The sequence below is a fragment of the Sphingorhabdus sp. genome, assembly GCF_040079335.1.
Taxonomy (GTDB): Bacteria; Pseudomonadota; Alphaproteobacteria; order Sphingomonadales; family Sphingomonadaceae; genus Sphingorhabdus_B.
Genome location: NZ_JBEBKL010000092.1, coordinates 1 through 3849 on the forward strand (window position 1 = coordinate 1; position 3849 = coordinate 3849).

The 3849-nt window shown below is 58.1% G+C and carries 2 protein-coding genes; both read left to right on the top strand.

The genetic code is table 11. The features are described from left to right. The coding region (locus ABL922_RS14245) for a LysM domain-containing protein (protein ID WP_349024873.1) at positions 1-2266 on the top strand (2266 nt) is incomplete at its 5' end. Next, the gene (locus ABL922_RS14250; RefSeq protein WP_349024874.1) at positions 2266-3081 is read left to right on the top strand and encodes a hypothetical protein; all 816 of its coding nucleotides are present in this window, start codon (positions 2266-2268) and stop codon (positions 3079-3081) included. The genes ABL922_RS14245 and ABL922_RS14250, both read left to right, overlap by 1 nt. Positions 3082-3849 lie beyond the last annotated feature (768 nt).

The window sequence follows — 3849 nt, forward strand, 5'->3', positions numbered from 1 at the left end:
CCGGGGTGGCACCAACAGCGGCACGGTGGGCTATGCCGACTTTGCCCAGTCGATCGAGGGCTTTAACAGCTATGCACAGGCCTCCGCCACCGGCAGCTATACCGTGCGCGCAGGTGACACGCTGGCGAGCATCGCCGCCCAGCTCTATGGCGATGCCAATCTGTGGTACCGGCTGGCCGAAGCGAACGGACTGTCTGCACAGGCCGGGCTGATCGAAGGCAGCACGCTGATCCTGCCGCAGGGTGTGGCGAAGAACAGCCACAATGCCGGCACCTTCCAACCCTATGACCCCAGCGAGGTCATGGGCGAAACCCAACCCACCACCCCCAAGCCGCCGAAGAAGGCGAAATGTGGCCTGCTGGGCCAGATGTTGCTGTTGGTGATAGCGCAAGCGGTGACCATGATCGCGACGATCGCGCTGGCACCGGTGCTGGGCCCGGTCGCTCCGGTCGCGGGTGCAGCGATTGGCAGCGCGGTCAGCCAGGGTGTTGGCGTGGCCACCGGCATCCAGCCCGAGTTCAGCTGGAAAGCCGTGGGCATGGCAGCCGTGCGGGCAGGCGTACAGGTCGTCATCGGCGCTCCGCAAGGGTTCGATCCGGTTACCACTATTGCGAATGAAGCGGTGTCACAGGGCATCGGAATGGCGCTTGGCCTGCAGAAGAAGTTCGACTGGACGGGGGTTGCGACCGCTGTGGCATCGAACGCGGTTGGCGAGCTCAAGATCGGTGATAGCAGCTTTGGTGGCGAAATGCTGCGCAGCGGCGCCGACGTTCTCGCCCGCGCTGCCACGAGGAGTGTGATCACCGGCGACAGCTTTGGCCGCTCGATCCGAACCGAACTGCCTGCTGCGCTGGCGAGGCTTGCGGTACGCGCCGCAGGCACGGCGTTCGATGGCCGGTTGGGTAATAGCAGCGCCAGTGAGGGTGCTGGCAACCCGACGGCGGTGGAGGAGACGGGGGGCAATATGATCGCCGCTGCCAAGGCAAGCGAACCTTATCCGTTCGTCTCGGCGCTTAATACGCCAGAGACGCTGGCGGTTGATGTTGTTGATTTTGACATCCCCGCACTGTCCGTGCTGGACGGGGACATCGACTGGGACAAGGTTGCAGCCAATCGTGCCAGGGCAAGGGTATCGGTAGATGCTGACCCGAGTGCAATGGAGATTGTGAAAACAAATGCCAGCACCACTGCCACCGCTTCAACATTCTACGTGACAACAAGCGACCAGCGGATACGAGCTTTTGGGGGACCCAATCCGATATCGTCGGTTGAACATTTGCTGCAACTTGCGTTGGCGGACAAGCACCTTGCTGAAGGCTATGAGGCTTACTATAAGGACGGCGCTGTCTACGGCAACATGTTGGCTGCAGAACTGGCCGCTGGTGCAAAAGGTCGTGAAACGGCGGTGTTCTGGGCTTTGGGAGCCGCCACAACCAATGCAATCGAAGTTGGCATGGGTGCCGACTTTATCAGTAAGGCTGAAGCTGTATTGATGACCCGTCTCAACCCCGCACCTGTGACCATTGATTTTGCGATACCATTGCCCGGTGCCGGTATGATGCAGATGAACATCGCGCTGCCGGGAACCAATCGCTATTCAACTGCCTTTACCAGCGGGTTGTGGTCTAAAAGTAAAGCCCGCACTGAAATCTATCGTCAACGCGGCGATGAACGAGCTGCCGCCGCCGCCCAGCGGCAAGCGATTGCCAATGTCAGATCGCAGGCCGAGCGCGACATTGCAGGATTCTCACCACTCGGTACCCTCTACGCCTTCAATGACCTTCGGACGCAGGGCCATAATGCGCCGATAACATCCAAGATTGAAGCCGGGGCTGCGTTTCTAGGGCCAGCGAGTAGTTTGGTTGGCAGGGTAGGAGGCAAGGTATTTGCCAAGTCTGCTCCAGTTATTGCCGCAGAGAGGGGATTGGGTAGTATTTCGGTTCCGTCGAATCTGAAATACGGCACCACGTTGTTCGGTCAGGAAGCGCACGTTCAAGCTGGAGCGTTGCTGCAAGCCCGGTTGGAAGCACAGGGTGTGACCGGCGTGATCAATCGAACAGGGCCAGGTCTGACCGGCGTTGATATGTCCGTTGATTCAATTGCCGCTAGGCGACTTGGTTTCGAGCATATCGAAATCAAGCCAAATACCGCATCGGGTCTGAAGACCTTTAACACGCAAGTCGGGAAGTGGGGCTATGATCCGGCAACAGTGAGGGCGGTCACCTATGATGCCCAAGGCAACCTTCGCTGGGGGTTTGATTTCTGATGGACGCTCTTGATCTCGTATTGGCTGGCCGCTTTGATGACGCAGTTAAAGCGTATCAGATGGAACTGGCTACCGACCCAAATGACATTGGATCGGTCGATGGTCTATCAAAAGCATATCAGGAGAAGGGGAACTTCCGGGCTGCCATCCCGTTGATGGAGCGCGTTCATGAGCACCAAAAGCGCAATCCCGATCACCCCGGTCAGCACCTCTATCTTGCCGCCGCCTTTTGGTGCCTTGATGATCGCGGGCACGCCATCGAACTCGCACACGGCCTTTGTGCAGCAATCCTTGACGGCAGTGTGAGCATGGCCCCGGATCATGCGGGTGGTGCGACCTTTGGGCTGATCCTGCATTATATGGCGGTGACGGCGGGCGATGAGGCCAATCGGGATTATGCGCTTCGCTACCTGAAAAAGCTCAACGCCAAATATGACAAGCGGCCTACGATGTTCCGCTATCCTGTTGCGACTGTGAAGCAACTCCTTGGGGAGTTGTCCTTTGAGGACGCGCTCGATGGATGGCGGCAGGAATGGCAGTCTATCAACGAATATATGACTGCCGAACATCGATTTGATGCTGCGCTGCGAGCGGCGACCAAGATGGAAGGGTTGCAGGCCGCTTATCATCTTGCCGGATACAATCGGTCAATCAAATTGCAATTGGGCGTGGCTCTGTTCCATGACGGCGCGATACGCCGTGCCAATGGTGATGAAGCGGGTTGCAGGACTCGGATGCAAGAAGTGTTCGCACTTGGCTATCAGACCGAGTCTGTATGCTGGTATCTCGCTCGGCATGAGGTCTCCGCGAAGTAAGGCAGGATAAAGGGCGGCGATGTGTCTGGCCTTGGCGGTCGTGTGGAGCGGGCAGTTTTGCGCGGCTTTGTGTCTGGCGCTGCGAGGTGCGCGGAAATGGCGTGATGTGCGGCGTCGATCAAATCTCCGCCGCCGTGCGGTGCTGGGGCGATGTGCGCGCGCCGATGCTGCGCCAGGGTGCGACGGCGGTGGTGCGGGCCGGAAAGCGGTGGAGGTTCCCGCCGTGGGGCGGTTGCCCACTGGTCAGTCCCGATTGCCGCGCTCAGGATAGCGTTAAAGCCCACCGATAGCGCCGCGATGAGGAGCGATTACCAAGCACACCGTATGCACTGCCGCGCGGTTTTAACGGCTTGTTATCATAGGGTTATGAGGGACTCCATGTGCACCACTGTGATGCGCGATAGCATCGATGCGGTGCGCTTGTGTAAAAAGCCATGCAAGATCAGATGGTTGCAATTACGGTGCAATTACGGTGACACGTGCATATTTACCCAATTACGGTGGCCAATTACCCTGGAAATTACGCTGGCCGGTGCGAAAGGCCCCAAATAGTTCATCCCCTCTTGTCAATTCCGGGGACACTATACTAATTAATAACAATATCTCGTATTAACAATGCGATAGATTCCATTCCAACCGCTCAAGAATCCTTCTCACTGGTCATCCAACGCTGGTCAACCATCGCTTTGCCGGGCGGCAGACCGGGATGGTGGGCAATAATGGCACGATGGAGGTTACTTACGAACAGTCGGTCAAGGACCGTTCGGC